This is a genomic window from Coleofasciculus sp. E1-EBD-02 (genome assembly GCF_040218245.1).
Lineage (GTDB): Bacteria > Cyanobacteriota > Cyanobacteriia > Cyanobacteriales > Coleofasciculaceae > Coleofasciculus.
Map to the genome: position 1 here is coordinate 24,341 of NZ_JAVJQN010000157.1, position 19,123 is coordinate 43,463.

Annotated in this window: 14 protein-coding genes and 2 pseudogenes; 13 read left to right on the forward strand and 3 right to left on the reverse strand. The window is 46.4% G+C overall.

Annotated features, from left to right (window positions below; translation table 11 throughout):
• Positions 1-3: 3 nt before the first annotated feature.
• From RIC07_RS25660 to RIC07_RS25715, 12 genes and pseudogenes are all read left to right on the forward strand, one after another.
• Positions 4-3,255, forward strand: coding sequence for a type 2 lanthipeptide synthetase LanM family protein (locus tag RIC07_RS25660; protein ID WP_446396986.1), 3,252 nt, complete (start codon positions 4-6; stop codon positions 3,253-3,255).
• A gap of 52 nt (positions 3,256-3,307) precedes the next feature.
• A complete protein-coding gene (locus RIC07_RS25665) occupies positions 3,308-5,161 on the forward strand; it encodes a peptidase domain-containing ABC transporter (protein WP_446396987.1) in 1,854 nt (617 codons plus the stop codon).
• Between the two features lie 347 nt (positions 5,162-5,508).
• Positions 5,509-5,748 (forward strand): mersacidin/lichenicidin family type 2 lantibiotic, encoded by a 240-nt coding sequence (locus tag RIC07_RS25670; protein WP_446396988.1) that lies wholly within the window; start codon positions 5,509-5,511, stop codon positions 5,746-5,748.
• A 162-nt stretch (positions 5,749-5,910) separates the two neighbouring features.
• Positions 5,911-7,431 carry an HlyD family efflux transporter periplasmic adaptor subunit gene (locus RIC07_RS25675; RefSeq protein ID WP_446396989.1) on the forward strand — a complete coding sequence of 507 codons (1,521 nt, stop codon included), beginning with the start codon at positions 5,911-5,913 and terminating at the stop codon, positions 7,429-7,431.
• A gap of 146 nt (positions 7,432-7,577) precedes the next feature.
• On the forward strand, positions 7,578-8,621 hold the full coding sequence (locus RIC07_RS25680; protein ID WP_446396990.1) for a metal ABC transporter solute-binding protein, Zn/Mn family: 1,044 nt from the start codon (positions 7,578-7,580) through the stop codon (positions 8,619-8,621).
• Positions 8,622-8,722: 101 nt separating this feature from the next.
• A complete protein-coding gene (locus RIC07_RS25685) occupies positions 8,723-9,490 on the forward strand; it encodes a metal ABC transporter ATP-binding protein (protein ID WP_446396991.1) in 768 nt (255 codons plus the stop codon).
• A gap of 54 nt (positions 9,491-9,544) precedes the next feature.
• Entirely contained in the window at positions 9,545-10,378 is an 834-nt protein-coding gene (locus RIC07_RS25690) for a metal ABC transporter permease (protein ID WP_446367831.1), read from the forward strand.
• Positions 10,379-10,416: 38 nt separating this feature from the next.
• Positions 10,417-10,614, forward strand: a pseudogene (locus RIC07_RS25695) (GTP-binding protein); the annotation flags it as partial.
• A 61-nt stretch (positions 10,615-10,675) separates the two neighbouring features.
• Complete coding sequence (locus tag RIC07_RS25700; protein WP_446396992.1) at positions 10,676-11,305, forward strand: Crp/Fnr family transcriptional regulator; 630 nt, start codon at positions 10,676-10,678, stop codon at positions 11,303-11,305.
• 242 nt (positions 11,306-11,547) lie between these two features.
• A complete protein-coding gene (thrS, locus tag RIC07_RS25705) occupies positions 11,548-13,419 on the forward strand; it encodes a threonine--tRNA ligase (protein ID WP_446396993.1) in 1,872 nt (623 codons plus the stop codon).
• 74 nt (positions 13,420-13,493) lie between these two features.
• Positions 13,494-14,633 carry an NAD(P)/FAD-dependent oxidoreductase gene (locus tag RIC07_RS25710; RefSeq protein WP_446396994.1) on the forward strand — a complete coding sequence of 380 codons (1,140 nt, stop codon included), beginning with the start codon at positions 13,494-13,496 and terminating at the stop codon, positions 14,631-14,633.
• A gap of 29 nt (positions 14,634-14,662) precedes the next feature.
• Positions 14,663-16,357, forward strand: coding sequence for a nucleoside recognition domain-containing protein (locus tag RIC07_RS25715; RefSeq protein WP_446396995.1), 1,695 nt, complete (start codon positions 14,663-14,665; stop codon positions 16,355-16,357).
• Here RIC07_RS25715 and RIC07_RS25720 read toward each other — a convergent pair.
• From RIC07_RS25720 to cysS, 3 genes are all read right to left on the reverse strand, one after another.
• Positions 16,341-16,529: a hypothetical protein gene (locus RIC07_RS25720; protein ID WP_446396996.1), complete on the reverse strand. Its 189-nt coding sequence runs from the start codon at positions 16,527-16,529 to the stop codon at positions 16,341-16,343. The genes RIC07_RS25715 and RIC07_RS25720 overlap by 17 nt on opposite strands.
• 74 nt (positions 16,530-16,603) lie before the next feature.
• Positions 16,604-17,119 (reverse strand): TIGR02652 family protein, encoded by a 516-nt coding sequence (locus RIC07_RS25725; protein ID WP_446397033.1) that lies wholly within the window; start codon positions 17,117-17,119, stop codon positions 16,604-16,606.
• A gap of 42 nt (positions 17,120-17,161) precedes the next feature.
• Entirely contained in the window at positions 17,162-18,622 is a 1,461-nt protein-coding gene (cysS, locus tag RIC07_RS25730; RefSeq protein WP_446396997.1) for a cysteine--tRNA ligase, read from the reverse strand.
• Positions 18,623-18,697: 75 nt separating this feature from the next.
• Between cysS and RIC07_RS25735 the strand changes: the two are divergent.
• Positions 18,698-19,117: pseudogene (locus RIC07_RS25735) on the forward strand (ribulose bisphosphate carboxylase small subunit); the annotation flags it as partial.
• Between the last annotated feature and the right edge of the window lie 6 nt (positions 19,118-19,123).

Consider the following 19,123-nt stretch of genomic DNA (forward strand, 5'->3'; position numbering starts at 1 on the left):
AGGATGGATCGCGTGATCGGGCAAACAGCACCGTGGTATCGGGCGCTGACGTTAATTGAACGAATCCCAGACTCAGGGACAATCAGGGAAGACTCTGACACCTATGGCTTTAATCAGGACTTAGCCGAACGCAAAATGCAGCGCTGGTGTTCCCAAATCCCCTTTACAAATTCGGCTTATTTTGATCAGCGATTGGCAATTGAGGGAATGACCCGAGAGCAGTTTCGCGATCGCCTCGGTGAATCCGTTCAATCTTTGGTCAAGCGTTTTCCCCATCCGCCTCATTGGTTAGAGGAACTCCAGCAGGCGTTTTCTCGCCCAAATTTCACAAATGTTCAGATCGCACCTGTGGCGCAACTCCCCCCTGAGCGAGCAACACTAACTTTCCTCTATGGGATTAAACCCTTACTGAGCCATGCGATCGCTCGTTTAGACGCCGGAATTGGCGAATTAGAGAAACATTACCCCAATTTACCCTTTGATCGGCAGACTATTAAGGGACTTTTAGTTGCCAAGCTCCCTGATCAGTTGATTACAATGATCAGTCAAACCATGGTATTGGAACTGAATGTAGCTCGGTTACAAGGACAATTATCTGGGGAGACACCAACCGAACGATTGCACAATTTTATCCAAGACTTAGACAATCCAGAGCGAGCCATCGCCCTGCTGCAAGAGTATCCCGTTTTAGCCAGACAATTAGTCATTCACCTGGAACAATGGGTGGACGCCAGCTTAGAATTTTTAGACCGTCTCTGTTCAGATTGGCAGGACATTTGCCAGACGTTCACGCCCCAAACCCATCCAGGGATTTTAGTGCAAGTGCAACAAGGCGCGGGCGACACCCATCGCGGTGGGCGATCGGTCATGATCCTAAAATTTAGCTCCGGGTTTCAGGTGGTTTATAAGCCCAAATCCTTAGCTATTGATTGCCATTTTCAACAACTGCTTCAGTGGCTCAATCAACGCGGTCAGCATCCACCGTTTTTCACCTTAAACATCATCAACCGGGACACCTATGGATGGGTTGAATTCCTGTCTGCCTCCAGTTGTACCACGCCTGAACAAGTTGAGCGATTTTACTGGCACATGGGCGGTTATTTAGCACTATTCTACGTTTTAGAAGCAACAGATTTTCACTTAGAAAACCTGATTGCCGCTGGCGAACATCCTGTTCCCATCGACTTAGAAACCTTATTCCGTCCCGTGCGAAGCGCCCCCAATTCCCCAGCATCTGTATTGATTGCTAACCGGAAAATGGGTGAGTCTGTAATGGGAGTGGGACTATTACCCCAACGCACTAACATCCAAGAAGCCTCACCAGGAATTGATACCAGTGGAATCGGTGCCATTGGGGGTCAAACTCTACCCACTCAATCCCCTCAATTAACTGGGATAGGAACCGATGAAATGCGCGTGCGTCGCCAGCCAGGGAGGTTAAATAGAAGTAAAAATCGACCGACGTTGAATGGGGACGTGGTTAATGTTTTAGACTACCAAGAGGCAATAGAAACTGGATTTGCCACGATTTATCGATTACTTAAAGAACATCGAGAAGACTTCTGTTCTACATGGATGACAACATTTGCTCAGGACGAAATCCGAGTGGTTTTGCGGGATACTCGACTCTATGGATTATTATTACAAGAGAGTTTTCATCCCGATGTTTTACGGGATGCACTGGATCGCGATCGCCTCTTTGATCGCCTTTGGGTTGATGTCCCGAATCGCCCGTTTCTGGATCAGGTGATTCCCTGGGAGAAAAAAGCTTTATGGCGTGGCGATATTCCCTTGTTTTCAACCTCTGTCAATTCGTGTGATTTGTGGAGTGATGGTGAACGCATCACGAACTTTTTTGAGCAATCGGGAATCGAACGAGTAGAACGTCGAATTCGACAATTGAGTGAAACCGATTTAGACGAGCAACGTTGGTTTATTCGCACAGCTTTAACGGCGTTAAAACTGGAATCCCAAAACCCTGGGCATTCAAGTTATCATTTAGTGGAACCGGAAACGATTCCAGAGCCTCAACAATTGTGCAAACGCTTGTTACAAATAGCCGGGAACATTGCCTCACGATTGGAATCCCTTGCCCTGCACGATCATCATCAAGCCAGTTGGATTGGGTTAGTCTCCGTCAGTCCAGGATATTGGACGCTTAAACCGCTGAGTTGGGATTTATTTGCCGGAATTTCTGGGATGGCTCTATTTCTGGGTTACTTCGGGGCGATGACTCAAGCAGAACGCTATGAAACCTTAGCGCGAGATGCCCTATCTACGGTATTGCATCAGGTGGAGTTTGATCAAAATTTAATTCGTTCGATTGGGGGATTTAATGGTTGGGGTGGATTAATTTATACGGTCACTCATTTAGGCAGTTTATGGCAAAATCAGGACTTATATGATCGTGCCTTGAAATGGGTTAACCAACTGCCTAGGTTAATCGAACAAGACAAACAATTGGATATTGTTTCCGGTTCAGCCGGATGTATTATCGCCTTAATGAATCTTTATCGCTGTATTGGTAATGAAGACATTAAAGCTGTTGCTTTACAATGCGGTGAACGTCTTCTGGCTTGTGCCCAACCCATGGAACGAGGCATCGGTTGGGTAACCATTCCCCATAAAAAACCCCTGGGCGGATTTTCTCACGGTGCGGCGGGAATTGCTTTAGCCTTGTTAGAATTAGCAGCATTTACGGGAGAAGAACGCTACAAAAATGCGGCGGTGGCTGCTCTAGAATACGAGCGGAGTCTCTTTTCGGAACCTGATAAAAATTGGCGAAATAGATTACAGGAAGACGAAGACAATTTTGCCGTGGGATGGAGTCATGGTGCAACGGGAATAGGTTTGGCTCGCTGGAGAATGAGCGCCTATTTAGATGATCCAGAAATTTACTCAGAAATTGATGTCGCTTGGGAAACAACCCTGAATCGAGGCTTTGGTTACAATCATTCGTTATGCAACGGAGATTTAGGAAATCTAGAATTACTTTGGCGGGGAAATTCTGGAATAAAAGTGGAAAACGATTCTCAACATTTATGGCATAAACGTTATCTCCAGAAAACGGCTGCTGTTTTGGACAGCCTTGAACAGCAGGGGTGTTACTGTGGTGTATCTGGGGGAACAGAAGTTCTCGGTTTAATGAACGGTTTAGCCGGAATCGGTTATGGCTTACTGCGTTTGGTTCACCCCGATCGCGTTCCTTCAGTTTTAGTTCTCGATCCGCCTATTTCCCTGCATTCCCACGTCTAAGACAATGGAGTTAATTCGGTTTGAATAAAATTAAAGTTTCGCGACATGACTAATGAAATACCCAGTTGTACTCCAGCACAATGAAGAGGATTGTGGCGCCGCCTGTTTAGCCGCGATCGCTAAATATTATGGTCGGATTTTCTCGATTAATCGGGTTCGAGAAGTCGCGGGTACTGGACCATTGGGGACTACCTTACTCAACCTCAAACAAGGGGCAAAAGCCCTTCGATTCGATCCGAGAGGGGTGAAAGTTCCGATTGAACTCATTGATCAAAAAATAATTCCTTTACCCGGAATTATTCACTGGAACGGTAATCATTGGGTAGTGTTGTACGAACGCAAAGCAAGAAAATACGCGATTGCTGATCCAGCCATTGGGATTCGGTATTTATCGAAAAAAGAGTTGCTAACGGGGTGGACTAATGGAGCCATGCTTTTACTCCAACCGCGTCCAGAATTTCCCTCTCAACCGGATGATCGTCATAAAATTGGCAGTCTTCAACGTTTAAGTCAACGCTTCTGGGAAAAACGAGGTCTTTTGGCGGAAGTGTTGCTGATTAACGGGGTTTTTGGCTGTCTATCTCTCACCTCTCCATTTTTACTGCAAATTCTCACCGATGATGTCTTAATTCGCGGTGATGAGCAACTGCTCAATGGTGTGATTATCGCCGTCTTATTGTCGCACTTACTCCGGAGTAGTCTCCGATTTGTCCAGTCTCATTTAGTTGCCCATTTTGCCCAAGGTTTAGAGCTTAATTTAGTCCTGGAGTTTTGCCGTTCAATTCTCGGACTTCCTCTCGCGTATTACGAATCTCATCGCAGTGGTGAGGTGGCGAGTCGTTTGCGTGATATTCAAGCGGTTAATCAACTGATTTCTCAAGTGGGTATTTTACTTCCCAGTCAGTTGTTTATTGCCTTGGCATCTCTGGGATTTATGCTCGTTTATAGCCGAAAACTCTTGCTGGTGACGTTGGTGATTTCAGCAACCATGACGCTTTCAACGTTAGTGTTTCTTCCTCAACTGAAACAGAAAACCCACAGTCTTCTGGCGTTAACTGCCGAAAACCAAGGGATTTTAGTCGAAACGTTCAAGGGAGCGCTGGTTCTAAAAACTAAAAATGCGGTGCCTCAGTTTTGGGAAGAATTCCAATCTCGATTTGGACGACAGGCAAATTTGAATTTTAAACGATTTAAAATTGCGATTATTAATACGGTGTTTTCGGGGTTTGTTTTGTTGAGTGGTGAAGCGATTTTGCTCTGGTTTGGCGGTCAGTTGGTTTTTGCCAATCAAATGAGCATCGGACAATTAATTGCGTTTAATGCGCTGAATCGCAATTGTCTAAATTTCATCACCAGTGTTATCGATTTCGTCAACCAATTGGCGTTTACAGAAGCCGCTCTACAGCGGTTAAATGATGTGATTGATGCGACACCGGAGGAGCAAGAGAACCTGTTTAAACCCCAGGTTAGCTTGGCGAATAATGCTGAAATTGTTTGTAATAATTTAACTTTTCATCATCCCGGTCGAGTTGAGCTACTCAACGACTTCTCCCTAACCATTCCGGGGGGTAAAGCGATCGCTTTAATCGGGAAATCGGGTTGTGGGAAGAGTACGTTGGCAAAACTGTTGGCTGGGTTATATTTTCCGGACTCTGGCACAATTCGTATTGGCGATTACAATCTTGATGACTTGTCCTTGGATTGTCTCAGACGGCAAATTGTTTTGATTCCTCAAGAGGCTCATTTTTGGAGTCGTTCGATTATCGAAAATCTTAGTTTGGGCGATTTACCTGTCGGGTTTTCTGAGATTGTTCAAGCTTGCAAACTTGCTCAAGCTGATGAATTTATTAGTAAACTTCCTAATAAATCTAAGTCAGGTTCTCACCTAGATTTTATGACTCCGTGAGAAGGTTGGCTGGACATTCATCCGTTACCTAACTTTTCACGGGAAGTCTACAAACTATTGTAGAGACGCGCCATGGCGCGTCTGGGCGGGTTTAGTTACATCTGGGTGCAACCGAAAAGGTAGTCGTGAAACCCGCCCCTACAAACGTTGCGCCAGATACCGTGAAAAGTCAGATCAGTTACTTCCCCTGTTAACCACGGGATCAGGCTTGACTTGAGTATAGTACAAATGTAATTTAATTGCTTAAACAAACTTTACAATAAAAATGATAATCATTATCAAAATTTAGGTAATATAGTCTCGCGGCAAAAAAGCCGCTTCAATACTAGATCGATAGGAGGACAAAAATGTCTCACCCTGATATCATCCGTGCGTGGAAAGATGAAAACTACCGTGCCAGTTTGAGTGCCGAACAACTCAGCCTGTTGCCGGAAAACCCGGCGGGGTTGATTGAACTGAGCGATGAAGATATGTCGTCGCTCTCCGGTGGCTGCACCACCTGCACGGGGACGACTATAGACACGATTCACACTTGCTACCCAGGTTGCAAGATTTCGGTTGAATCTGATGTCTTGACCATTGCCTAGGCAACGATAAGTCGTGATCGCCCAGTGTTGATGGCTTAAAACGCCAGCCAAGGTGACTGAGTTGGATTTGGCTAATTTTCTCAAATTCACCTGTGGTGACGGTTTTAAGCCGTTGTGTATTGACCCGGAACCCTTTCTGGGTCTTTTCCTAGTTTACACTCCATGATTTCCGAAAGAATACTCAACCGTGACCAATCGGCAAACCTATCAACAGTTAAGAGTGCAGATTTTCTGCCTCCCATCAGCCCTTGGCTGAGTTGGGGCGGACTATGTTTAGTCGGCACAGTCGGTGCGGCGTTTACCCTAGCAGCTATTTTCACCTACAACGTCACCGTGAACGCCAGGGCGACAATTCGTCCTTCTGGTGAACGACGCCTCGTACAAGTGGCAACGGAAGGAACGGTTAAAACCATTGAAGTGAAGGAGAACCAGCCAGTTGAACAAGGGGACATTATTGCCACGATTGACGACTCCCGCCTCCAGACGCAAAAAAGTCAGCTTCATAGTAATATTCAACAAAACCAGCGTCAACTGACTCAAATCGATGCCCAGATAATGGCGCTTGATCGGCAGATTATTGCTGAACGCGATCGCACGAAAGGCACAGTTGCCTCAGCGCAAGCCGAATTCAGCCGCAGTCAACGGGAGTACCAAGATCAACAAATAACCGCAACAGCCCAAGTCCAAGAAGCCGAAGCCCATTTGAAGCAAGCGCAAGAAGAGTTACAACGAAGTGAGGCTGAGTTAAACGCCGCCCAAGCTCACTTAAACTCGACGGAAGCCGCGTTAAACGCCGCCAAAGCCAGACGCGATCGCTATCAGCCAATCGCCGAATCTGGGGCTCTTTCTCAGGATCAATTCCAGGAAGTTCAACTTGCTGTGACTCAACAAGAACAAGCCTTAGAAGCCCAACAAGCCACCATCCTGGCACAAAAGCAAGAGATTGAACGACTCTCATCGGGTGTAGATGCTGCCCAAGCTAGACGAAAAGGGGCATTAGCCGCACTCAACCCCAGTGAGGCAATGGTGACAATGGCGAAGGAGAAAATTGCCCAAGAACGCGCCACTGGGAAAGCCAGCCTATCTCGATTACACCAAGAACGAGAGCAGTTAATTCAACGTCGCGGGGAACTCTCGAACCAACTCAGTCGCAACCAGGATGAACTTCAGCAAATTGAAACAGAACTCCAAAACACGATGATCCGCGCCTCAGCCTCTGGTATTATTCAGCAACTGCATCTTCGCAACGTCCAACAAGTTGTCCGTGCCGGAGATGCGATCGCGCAAATTTCCCCCAGTGCAGCACCTTTGGTGATTAAAGCCTTAGTGTCATCTCAAAATATCAGCCAAGTCGAAATGGGTCAACGGGTGCAAATGCGCGTTTCTGCCTGTCCCTATCCGGACTACGGCACTCTCCCAGGTACAGTGACTGCCATTTCTCCAGACGTGACTACGCCCACCCTAACCCCACAGGCGATCGCAAGTTCCACTCAAGCCAGTACAACTTCTGCTACTCATGCTGTGTATCAAGTCACGATTCAGCCAGGAATGTTTCAGTTGAGTGAGGGTGAACGCCCTTGTGTCATTCAATCGGGTATGGAAGGCAGAGCCGATATTATCGCCACAGAAGAAACCGTTCTCAACTTGATTCTCACCAAAGCTCGGTTACTCTCGAATTTGTAATCCGCCAGCGATCAGCGGTTTATCCGCTACTTACCTTTTTTTACCTCCGACAAAATTTTCATCTGCGATTATAATGATTATCATTATCAAAGAATGAGCGTTGCCGAAGTCAAACGTGCGATCAATCCAGCAAAGGAGACTAACCCATGCCAAATTATCGCCATCTAGTTACAACAATCCTGGCTTTAGGAATCGTGTCTTTAGTCGGCTGTGGACAGACTCAAACGAATGAAACAACCGAATCCGCCCAATCTCCTGACTCTAACGTCTCAGAGAACCAGCTTGATGTGGTTGTGAGTATTCCACCGCAAAAATATTTTGTCGAACGGATTGGTGATGAATATGTCAATGTCACCGTAATGTTACCGCCTAGTGCTAGTCCAGCCACCTATGAACCCAAACCCCAGCAGCTACAAAATTTAGCTGATGCAGAGTCGTATGTCCGCATCCAGGTTCCTTTTGAGAATGCCTGGTGGGAGCGCATTCGTTCTGGGAATCCGGAGATGAAAGTTGTGGATTTGACAGAAGGAGTTAACCGAATGCCTATGGCGGTGGAACATTCCCATCCCGGAGAAGAACACCATCACCACCGTGACGCCGACGAACACCAGCATGATCAGGAGGCTAGTTCTCAACCCGAAACCGTAGCCAATCCCGATCCCCACATTTGGCTATCACCCCCCCTGGTTAAAGAACAAGCACAAACCATTTATGCAGCCCTTGTCGAACTTGACCCCAGCCGTCAACCGATTTATCAAGATAACCTAAATGCCTTTATTGCTGACCTAGAGCAACTGGATCAAGACATTAAACAAACCCTTTCTGGGGTTGAGAATCGAACCTTCATGGTTTTCCATCCGGCTTGGGGCTACTTTGCTCGTGCTTACAATTTGGAAATGGTTCCCATTGAAGTCGGTGGCAATGAACCCAGTGCGGCAGAGATGTCCAAGCTGATTTCTAAAGCCAAGGCAGACAATATTCAAGTCATTTTTGCTCAACCTCAATTTAGCACCAAAGACGCTAAAACAATTGCCAATGAAATTGGTGGAGAGGTAATTTTACTCGATCCACTGGCTGAAGACTGGATGAGCAATATGAGCAAAGTGTCTAACACATTTAAAGATGTTCTGGGTGATCCAACCGCCCTGTTAGTTGTCACCCCTCACCTTATGGCTGTGATTAGCAAATAAGTAGGTGGACACAATTAAAGTTAACGGTTGAGATTCGGGAACAGGGAACAGGGGACAGTAAGGGTTTGAGGGTACTTTACAAAAACTAATGAGCTATCATTTTGGAACACTCAACTACATCTGAAGTCGTGATTACGATCGAAAACCTTTGGGCAGGATACGGTAAAGAACCGATTTTGCACGACATCAATCTTTCGGTCAATAAATTGGACTATATCGGTATCATTGGTTCAAATGGAGGCGGCAAGACCACCCTATTCAAGGTACTATTGGGATTATTGTCACCTCAACAGGGACGGGTAAGAATTCTCGGACATTCGATTCAGCAAGGTCGTCGTTATATCGGTTATGTTCCACAGGTTATGACATTTGACCGCAGTTTCCCCATTAATGTTTGGGATGTTGTGCGGATGGGACGTTTGGGCAAAGGTCGTTTATTGAGACATTTTAATCGGAAGGATGATGAGAAGGTAGAACAGGCATTACAACAGGTAGACTTGCTAGATTTAAAAGATCGCCCGGTGAGTGAGCTTTCTGGCGGGGAATGCCAACGAGTCTATATTGCTCGGGCGTTAGCAACAGAACCTCAGATTCTACTGCTTGATGAACCCACAACCAGTCTAGACCGTCAATCCTCTACAGCCATCTATGAATTGCTGCGGCAACTGAATGAATATGTGACAATTTTGATGATTTCCCATGATCTTGGCATGGTATCCTCTTACGTTAAAACAATCGGTTATTTGAACCAACGGCTGTATTACCAGGGTGACAGTCAGGTGACGAATGAAATGCTAGAACAGACCTACGGAGAATCAGTAGAACCGGTGAGTCACAATCGGTTTGTGTCGCGAATCCGTCAAAATTGACCTAAATCAAAATCTGAATAGCCGAGACACAAGGAAATAATTTTGATTTCGCTTATGATGGAAGTTATACAGCAAGAATTTATGCAAAATGCCCTATTAGCGGGGCTATTGATTAGCATTGCCAGTGGCATTATTGGCAGCTTTGTGGTGGTCAATCGAATTGTGTTTATCGCTGGAGGCATTGCCCACGCTGCTTATGGGGGTGTGGGTATGGGATTTTTCTTGGGATTTAATCCAGTGCTAGGGGCAAGCGCCTTCAGTCTGATGGCGGCGTTGATCATGGGCTGGGTGCAGCGTAAAACTCAGTTGCGACAAGATACTGTCATTGGTATGTTATGGGCAATTGGTATGGCAATTGGGGTAATTTTTGTTGATTTGACACCGGGCTATACGGCAAATCTAAGGAGTTATTTATTTGGTAGTATTCTCTCGGTTCCTAGACGCGATCTCTGGATTATGCTGGCGCTAAATATAATGATCGTCATTTTGGTCGCGCTGTTTTACAAAGAGTTATTGGCGATCTCCTTTGACGAAACCTTTGCCACGGTGCGGAATGTACCCGTGAATGCGCTTTACCTGATGCTGATGGGAATTATTGCGCTGACGGTGGTGATGCTGATGCAGGTGGTGGGGGTAATTTTACTGATTGCCTTGCTGTCTATGCCTGCCGCGATCGCGAATCTGTATGTCAAGGACTTGAAGAAAATGATGCTACTGGCTAGCTTGCTGTGTATGGTCTTTACCACAGCCGGATTGTGGCTTTCCTACGTCCTCAATTTTACCTCTGGTGCCACGATCGTGCTGTGCGCCGCGATCGCTTATCTTGCCAGTTTGGGCATCAATTTTCTCCGGCGATACCGCCAAAGGGAGACAAGATTGTTTCAGTAGAGTCTTTCCCGTTTAATTTGTTAGGTTTGAGTTTATTTATGTTAGACACCGCCAGCTTACCTCAAAAACTACCGGTAACTGTCATTACCGGCTTCCTGGGCAGCGGTAAAACAACGCTGTTGAACTATATCTTGCAAAATTTAGAAAATTATAAAGTTGCTGTTTTAGTCAACGAATTTGGCGATATCAACATTGACAGCCAGTTCTTGATCACTGTTGAAGAAGACATGATTGAACGTACCAAGTAATGGCAATAAAAGTCTACAAACTCTTTGTCAATTAACCATCAATAAGCCGATGTCTTTATCCACGTCAATCCCCTATATATTTCCCACCCGTCTGCATGTTGTGTATCCCCAAAAAGCGTTTAATCGCAAAGATTTGCTATCTCTGGGTTCAGACTATCTGTGGAAAATTGAACAAGGTATCGTGCGATCGCTAACTTGGAATGAAGAGGGTCAACTGGTTACCCTTGGCTTTTGGAGTCCGGGAGATGTAGTGGGACGACGGTTATCTCGGATCAAGCCTTACCAGGTGGTTTGTTTGACTCGAGTACAGGCAAGTCAAATCCCTTTAGAGAGTCAATCGTTACCAGAGGCGTTACTGATTCATGCTTGGAAAAGCGAAGAACTATTGAATATTCTACATCAGCACTCTGCCTATGCCCGCCTGCTGCATCTGTTAGAATGGCTATCCTGTCAATTTGGACAAACAGTTCCTCAGGGTAAATTGCTGAACTTTCACCTGACTCATCAGGATATTGCCGAAACGATTGGGACTACTCGGGTAACCGTAACTCGCCTAATCAATCGGTTGGAACAGGAAGGGAGGATTGTGCGATCGCGTCGAAATCTCATCCTCACCACTGGTGAACATTCTCAGTACAATGGTACTGAAAATTTGCATTTGAAAGCATCAAAACCTTGATCTAGCGTAGGGTGGGCACTGCCCACCTGTCAATGGCTGAAGCAGGTCAAGTAACACTTCCACAAGAGGTTTTGGATAGCTTACAGGTGATGTGTTTTGAGTGTTCGCAACAGCCCTATCCTTTGTAGTGGTCAATTGACATCATGCATGGATGAATTTAATCGAGATCAAGTTCCTCTATGTAGCCTGAATCCAGGCTTTTCGGTTAAAATGAGAATGATTATTATTTTTATTCTTGGATTATGGTCAGTCAATTAACTCAGTCTCTGTCTGAGAACAGTCCTCACCAAGATGACCCAAAAAAACTAGAGCGAATTCGCCACACCTGCGCTCACATCTTGGCAATGGCAGTGCAAACTCTCCTCCCACAGACAAAAGTAACGATTGGACCCACCACAGACACCGGATTTTACTACGACTTTGATCGCCAGCAACCCTTTACCCCAGATGACTTGAGCCGCATTGAAGCCAAAATGCGGCAGATTATCAAAGCCAACTTACCAATTATCCGCGAAGTTGTAGATCGGGAAGAGATTCGTGCGGAAATTGAGCAGTTAGGGGAACCCTACAAGCTGGAAATCCTCGACTTTATTCCCGAAGGAGAAACCATTACCCGCTACTTCATCGGTAACCCAGATTGCGGCAGAGGGTCAACCGATACAATCCAGCCAGAACCTTCTCTATTTGAACAAATGACGCTACCCCCAGATGAATACTGGTGGGATTTGTGTTCTGGTCCTCACGTCAACCTCACTGGAGAAATCAATCCCGATGCTTTTGTCTTAGAAACTGTTGCGGGTGCTTACTGGCGAGGAGATGAAACCAAACCTCAGTTGCAACGTATCTATGGTACAGCTTGGGAAACACCCGAACAACTCTCGGCTTACCTTCAACAAAAAGAAGAAGCCAAGCGACGCGACCATAGAAAAATTGGTCAAGACCTCAAACTCTTTAGTATCCAAGACGATGCTGGCGGTGGCTTAGTTTTTTGGCATCCGCGTGGCGCAGCGATACGTAACATTATCGAAGATTACTGGAAAAAAGCTCACCTAGCAGCGGGTTATCAACTCCTTTACACACCCCATATCGCCAATCTGGAACTGTGGAAAACATCGGGTCATTTGGATTTTTATCGAGAGAATATGTTTGACTCGATGGATATTGAACAACAGGCTTATCAAATTAAGCCGATGAACTGTCCCTTTCACGTTCTAACCTATAAGCACGACCTGCATTCTTACCGCGAGTTTCCCTTACGCTTTGCTGAATTAGGAACAGTTTATCGCTACGAACGCTCAGGCGTTATGCATGGTTTGATGCGTGTCCGAGGATTCACCCAAGATGATGCTCATATTTTCTGCTTACCCAATCAGATTGCCGATGAAATCATTGGGGTATTAAATCTAACCGAGCAAATTTTATCAGATTTTGGCTTTACAGATTATGAGGTGAATTTGTCCACTCGTCCGGCTAAATCTGTTGGCACCGATGAAGTTTGGGAGTTAGCGACAACAGCTTTAAAACAAGCTTTAGCTGCCAAAAGTTGGACTTATATTGAAGATGTAGGGGGTGGCGCGTTCTATGGTCCCAAGATTGACCTTAAGATTCGAGATGCCATTGGTCGTTTGTGGCAATGTTCGACAATTCAGGTCGATTTCAATTTACCCGATCGCTTCAATATGGAATATGTCGCTGCGGATGGAACTCGCCAACAACCGATTATGATTCACCGAGCAATCTTTGGCTCGTTGGAACGCTTTTTCGGGATTTTAATTGAGAATTATGCAGGTGATTTCCCTTTGTGGTTAGCCCCCATTCAGGTGCGTCTGTTACCCGTGAGCGATGCTCAACGGGAGTATACAGAATCAGTTGCCACCACTGTTAAAAAAATTGGGTATCGGGTTGAGATTGACCGCAGTGGAGAGCGTTTGGGTAAGCAAATTCGCAATGCAGAGTTAGAAAAAATTCCCGTTGTTGCTGTAGTCGGTAAACGGGAAGTAGAAAATCAAACTCTGAGTGTACGGACAAGAAAGGAGGGAGAGTTAGGAACGCTAACTTTAGCTGAGTTGCAAGCTTGTTTGCAAGGAGTGATTGAAGAGAAATCAACGCTTTAATCTGTCAAGTTGGAGAAAATAATTTAGGTCTGACCGTACAGAAACAGGTAACTGCTTTCTAGTTAATAGCTGTAATGAATTCTTCTAAAATCTTGGATGTAGTTATTGTCGGTGCGGGTGCGGCGGGGGTCGGTTGTGGGGTCGTTCTCAAAGATTTAGGACTCCATGATTTTATCCTATTAGAGCGCCATGAAGTGGGAGCATCTTTTAATCGCTGGCCCGCACAAATGCGATTTATTACCCCGTCGTTTCCCAGTCACGGCTTTGGGTTACTCGACCTGAATGCAGTAGCTCTAAATACCTCCCCAGCTCTATCTTTTCGACAAGAACACCTAACGGGTAAAGAGTATGCCCTCTATTTACAAACGGTTGTCGAGCATTTTCAGCTTCCGGTAAAAACAGGCATTGAGGTTCGCGACATTGAACCGCAACCTGGAGAAAAAGGGTTTATCCTCAAAACTTCCCAAGGCGATGTTCAAAGCCGCTTTGTCATTTGGGCGGCGGGAGAATTTCAGTATCCGCGCCTCGATCCCTTTCCCGGTGCCGATTTGTGCATTCAAAATACTCAGGTACGCTCCTGGGACGAGATACAGGGAGAGGAGGTTATTGTGATTGGCGGTTATGAAAGTGGAATGGATGCTGCCACCAATTTAGTTGCCTTGGGAAAACGAGTGGGAGTAATCGATCGCGCAAAAAGTTGGGCATCCGATAACCCCGATCCGAGCATCTCTTTGTCCCCTTACACAGTACAGCGCTTGGAGTTTGTCTATGGGACAGGTCGCCTTGAACTGATTGGGAATACTGACATTGTGGGAGTCAAGCGCGACGCCAACGGTTATGCTGTCGTCGGGGCGCAAGGTAATGAGAGTGTTCAGTATCGCCAGTGGATGAGTCCCACGCCTCCTATTCTGTGTACGGGTTTTAAGGGCAGTCTCAGTACCATAGCCCACTTGTTTCATTGGTCAGACGGACATACTGTGCTGAGTGAATGCGATGAATCGACCCGGACTCCAGGGTTATTCGTCGTTGGACCTTCTGTGCGTCACGGGGATGTGATTTTCTGTTTTATCTATAAATTCCGGCAGCGGTTTGCGGTGGTGGCTGATGCGATCGCACAGCGTTTGGGTTTAGATCCCTTACTTTTGCAGGTTTACCGCGAACAGGGTTTATTTCTTGATGATCTTTCCTGCTGTAGCAATGACTGTGTTTGTTAATAGTTGAGTTCTTTTATAGACAGATAGCGATGAACCAAGTTACTGGACAACTCTCTACCCACACTGCCGTCGTTGCGATCGGTAAAGAAAGCGTGGGAAAATCCCAGTTAATTGCCTCTCTTACCCAAAAGCCAGCCTATAGCTCGAATTTTCGGGGTACTACCGTGGCTTGTGAAACCTATCGGGACGGCGATCGCACCTTTGTCGATACGCCTGGGATTTTGCGCCAGTCTGATAGCGTGACGACGGCAACCGTGCTGAACCGTTTGCCAGAATCAGATACCGTGCTGCTTGTGGTGCAAGCTACTCATATCGACGAGGATTTAGCGGAGTTACTCCCATTGGTTCAAGGCAAGCGGGGAGTCGTAGCTGTTACCTTTTGGGATAAGGTACGAGCTACAGTGGAAGCCATGGAAGTGCTCAAACGTCTCCGCCAGAGTTCCGGGATTGGTTTCATCCCTGTGGATGCCCGTCATCTGAGTGCGAGCGATCGCGTCCAGCTTCTAGAGGCTCTTTCATCTCCCGGAACCTTTACCCAAGAATTTAAACCAGAACCCATTGGCTGGTGGATCGAGCCATCACCAACCGTATTGGAACACCGCTCCTGGGGACTCGTTGCAGCAATTTTGCTGCTTTTATTGCCTGCCATCATCGCCGTTGGAACAGCCAACGCCTTGGCTGGATTCGTTGAGCCATTAGTACAAGGGTTAACTAAGCCTTTAGTCGAACAACTCAACCCGTTGCCGTCCCTGTTGCGAGAAATTCTTGTGGGTCGATATGGACTGGTGACGATGGGTCCGTTGTTGTTCGTTTGGGCTGTTCCTACGGTTGTACTGTATGCTCTGTTTCTTGGTGCTTACAAAGCAAGTGGTTTGATCGATCGCATCACGGTGGCAATACACCCGTTAATACTTCCCTTTGGATTAACGGGGCGAGACTTGGTGCGGGTGATTATGGGATTTGGTTGCAATGTCCCCGCCGTAATTAACACTAGGGCTTGTTCGAGTTGTTCGCGAGGGACTTGTATTTCTGCGATCGCATTTGGTTCCGCTTGTTCCTACCAGTTCGGGGCAACCCTCGGCGTATTTGCGGCGGCTCAACTGCCTTATCTGGTTATTCCTTATTTACTCTATCTGACAGTAACAACCTTAATTTACACCCGACTGACAGCACCCAAAAAAGCGCGATCGCCGTTAAATAAGTTGCTCGTTCAAGGGCGTAGCTTCCTGGAATTTCCCCACCCGATCGCCATCTGGCGCGAAGCCCGCAGTACTCTATTTCAATTCTTTCTCCAGGCAATCCCCATCTTCTTGGGAATTACAATTATTGCGTCGCTACTCGACTGGCTAGGTGTTCTCTCTTTATTGTCGGGTGTTCTTCGCCCTGTGATGGGATTGTTTCGCCTTCCGGCTGAAGCGGCTTTACCTGTAGTGTTTGCCTCTATTCGCAAGGATGGCATTTTGCTATTTACCGAACCGAATGTAGTGGGTGCTTTAACCCCCTTGCAGATTCTCACAGCCGTCTATCTGGCAGGTGTAATTCTGCCTTGCCTTGTCACCCTCCTAACCATTGTGCGCGAGGTATCTTGGCGCTTTGCCCTGAAGCTTTTGAGCCAGCAAGTTGTGGCAGGCGTTAGCTTTTCGCTGCTTCTGGCTTGGGGCAGCGCCCTATTTGAGCATTTAATGACAACGTTGCTGATATGTGTAATTAACCCACTTCAATGACAACGTTGCTGATATGTGTAATTAACGTCCGTTCATCTTGAGTCACAATTTTGACGTAGCCACTGGCAATACAGTACTCAACCGAAGCATCTTCAATGGTTTGTGTGGGAGTAATCATCGATACTTTGGCGTTCTCAATGTAATTCGTTGCATAGTGCTGAATTGTTGTCATCGCTTTTACCTCCTGATTGAAAATTGGTTTACTTTTTCAAGTCATTCACTGTCAACCTTTATAGCATTGTCCTGTTAGCGCCATGCTTTGAGAAATGGATAAGTATAGTTCGTTGGGTTACCCGGTTCAGTTTGAAACTCAAAGTTCATAATTTTCCAACGAGGTTCTGTATGTTGGTCTGAGCTAAATTCCACTGGCACTCCATACAATCGTTGCTTCACAAAATAAAACTGCCTAAACCAGTCAGCATGATGTTCTAAGCTGTTGCCAAGCATCTCTTTATACCGTTGAGCAACAATCACCTGGGTTGCTCGATATCCATTTCGATAAAGGTGTTCAAGCGCCTCAGCGATTTCAAAGCGTAGGGTATCGGGATGAATATGCTGACGATACCATTGACCTTCCCATTGATGCCAAAATCGCCCCGACTGAACATGAACTAATTTCCCTGTATTGGGGTTGGCTTCAAAAGCTCCATGCTCAGGGCAAACGTAAGAGTCTGTGAGTAACAAGGCTGGAATTGGTTGATGGCACTGAGGACATCGAATCTCTGTGCCGAATATGGGGTAGTCCGAAAGGATAGGAGTCATACCAAGTGTCATCACAAAAATTGTTCCTTTCCACTAGAGAGTTCAAAAACGATGCCAACGGGTTTGTCCGTTGGGCTGATCAATCAAGGTAATGCCTGCTGCTTGCAGTTGATTACGGATGCGATCGCTCTCGACATAGCGTTTTTCTTGGCGTGCTTGGTGCCGTTGTTGCAGTAGTGATTCAATCCAATTCACATTAATCTCTGGTACAGGTAAGGTTTCGGGTTGAACCTCTAAACCAAACACCCCAGCAAGCTGTATCAACGTCTGCGATAAAGCACGTAACTGCACATCCTCAAGTTCCTGAGACCCTTGATGGCAACGCTGATTAAACTCTCGTTTTAGGGATTTTGCCAACTCAAACAACACCGCTAATCCAGCCGCCGTATTAAAGTCATCATCCATTGCCGCTTGAAAACGGGCGATCACCTGTGAGTCCAATTCATCAAGAATCGCAGCTTGTGGCGATAGATTGCATTTAGCCAAGTCTAAATTCAGCGCATCTTTGAGGGTTTGCCAGCCATGAACAGCGGCGGTAATGGCTGATGCCGTAAAATCTAAGGGCTTACGATAATGAGCTTGCAAAACGAATAGCCTGACAACCATTGGGTCGATCGGCTGCGGATACTCTGACCATTTACCGTCTAACAAATCTCGAATGGTGGTAAAGTTGCCTAAGGATTTAGACATCTTCTCCCCATTCACGGTCACCATGCCATTGTGTAGCCAGTATCGAGCCAAGGGCTTACCTGTTAGCACTTCTGATTGAGCGATTTCATTTTCATGGTGGGGAAACACCAAATCCCCCCCACCGCCATGAATATCAATCGTCTCACCCAATCGGGCACGAATCATTGCCGAGCATTCAATATGCCACCCAGGTCGTCCTTTGCCCCAAAGAGAATCCCAAGCAGGCTCCCCTGGTTTGGCAGATTTCCACAGTGCAAAATCAAAAGGGTCTTGTTTTTTGCCCTCTGGTTCGCCTGGGTCAATGCGTCCACCTGCCCCAGCTTGCATCTGCTCTCTTTTTCGTCCAGAGAGTTTGCCATACCCGGAAAACTGCTGCACGTTGTAGTAAACATCACCATCCACGGCGTAAGCATAGCCTTTCCTTTCCAGTGCTTGGATAAGATGAACAATCGCTGGGATATGTTGGGTGACTCGGGGATACTCATCCGCATCCATGACGTTCAACCGCCGAATATCCTCAAAGTATATATTGATGTAGCGATCGGCAATTTCTGGCATCGAGCTGCCTTCAACTCTAGCCCGATTCAAAATTTTGTCATCAATATCGGTAAAGTTCTGCACATACCGTACTTGATAACCCCGCCATTGTAAATAACGCCGCATTACATCCCAGCCGATATAAGACCGGGCATGACCCAAATGGCAATAGTCGTACACTGTTACCCCACAGCAATACATCGTGACTTTACCGGGTTCAATCGTTGTGAACGGCTCTTTTTGGCGAGTCAATGTGTTGTATAAAGTGAGGCTCATGGCAAATTTTGGATTGTCAAGGTTTGGATCAAGTATCCCCGTAGCATTTAGAATGATAATCACTCTCATTTTAACATGACTATGTACAACATTCCTGCCCCACCAACCCCCTGGTCACAGCAACTCGCTGAGCCAACCCTAGATGCCACCGTCTATATCCACCCTCTGACCAACGTGATTGGAGATGTGCGGATTGGAGAGCAGGTTCACATTGCTCCCGGTGTTTCGATTCGAGCCGACGAAGGAATGCCGTTTTATATTGGTGCGAATGTGAACATTCAAGATGGAGCGGTGATTCATGGATTGGAACAGGGACGAGTCATCGGGGATGATGGACAGCTTTACTCCGTGTGGATTAGCGATAACGCTTCGATTACGCACATGGCTTTAATTCACGGTCCGGCTTACGTGGGAAACGGTTGCTTTATTGGCTTCCGATCAACTGTGTTTAACGCTCGTATTGGGGATGGTTGTATCGTTATGTCCCATGCAGTGACATCC

Excerpts from the sequence above, each read along its gene's own strand:
- RIC07_RS25690 (WP_446367831.1), top strand. The coding sequence starts at position 9,545 with ATGATGGAAGTTATACAGCAAGAATTTATGCAAAATGCCCTATTAGCG.
- RIC07_RS25660 (WP_446396986.1), top strand. The coding sequence starts at position 4 with ATGGATCGCGTGATCGGGCAAACAGCACCGTGGTATCGGGCGCTGACG.
- RIC07_RS25665 (WP_446396987.1), top strand. The coding sequence starts at position 3,308 with ATGAAATACCCAGTTGTACTCCAGCACAATGAAGAGGATTGTGGCGCC.
- RIC07_RS25670 (WP_446396988.1), top strand. The coding sequence starts at position 5,509 with ATGTCTCACCCTGATATCATCCGTGCGTGGAAAGATGAAAACTACCGT.
- RIC07_RS25680 (WP_446396990.1), top strand. The coding sequence starts at position 7,578 with ATGCCAAATTATCGCCATCTAGTTACAACAATCCTGGCTTTAGGAATC.
- RIC07_RS25710 (WP_446396994.1), top strand. The coding sequence starts at position 13,494 with ATGAATTCTTCTAAAATCTTGGATGTAGTTATTGTCGGTGCGGGTGCG.
- cysS (WP_446396997.1), bottom strand. The coding sequence starts at position 18,622 with ATGAGCCTCACTTTATACAACACATTGACTCGCCAAAAAGAGCCGTTC.
- RIC07_RS25725 (WP_446397033.1), bottom strand. The coding sequence starts at position 17,119 with ATGACTCCTATCCTTTCGGACTACCCCATATTCGGCACAGAGATTCGA.
- RIC07_RS25715 (WP_446396995.1), top strand. The coding sequence starts at position 14,663 with ATGAACCAAGTTACTGGACAACTCTCTACCCACACTGCCGTCGTTGCG.
- RIC07_RS25720 (WP_446396996.1), bottom strand. The coding sequence starts at position 16,529 with ATGACAACAATTCAGCACTATGCAACGAATTACATTGAGAACGCCAAA.
- thrS (WP_446396993.1), top strand. The coding sequence starts at position 11,548 with ATGGTCAGTCAATTAACTCAGTCTCTGTCTGAGAACAGTCCTCACCAA.
- RIC07_RS25700 (WP_446396992.1), top strand. The coding sequence starts at position 10,676 with ATGTCTTTATCCACGTCAATCCCCTATATATTTCCCACCCGTCTGCAT.
- RIC07_RS25675 (WP_446396989.1), top strand. The coding sequence starts at position 5,911 with ATGATTTCCGAAAGAATACTCAACCGTGACCAATCGGCAAACCTATCA.